The organism is Hydrogenovibrio sp. 3SP14C1 (assembly GCF_029625905.1).
Lineage (GTDB): Bacteria > Pseudomonadota > Gammaproteobacteria > Thiomicrospirales > Thiomicrospiraceae > Hydrogenovibrio.
In genome coordinates this window covers 1-252 of record NZ_JARTLM010000228.1, presented here as the reverse complement: position 1 = coordinate 252, position 252 = coordinate 1, and the positions used below count along the sequence as shown (strand labels likewise).

The following is a 252-nucleotide window of genomic DNA, read 5'->3' as shown; positions in this document are numbered from 1 at the left end:
GTGCGCCCATTTTCAGTGGCGACCAGTTGATTGGCATGTTCGCCATCGCCAACAGCAGACAACCGCTGGACCAGTCGCTACTCAACTGGCTGCAGCCCTTCACGGATACCTGTGCCCTGCTGATCAATCTTTATCGGCAAATGGCCGAACGCGAACAGGTCGCCCTGGACCTGGCCACGGCCCGTGACCAGGCTGAAAAAGCCAACCGAGCCAAGAGCGACTTCCTCTCTTCGATGAGCCATGAGCTGCGCA

The 252-nt window shown here is 58.7% G+C and carries 1 pseudogene; it reads left to right on the top strand.

The features are described from left to right. Positions 1–252, top strand: a pseudogene (locus P8629_RS12360) (hypothetical protein); the annotation flags it as partial.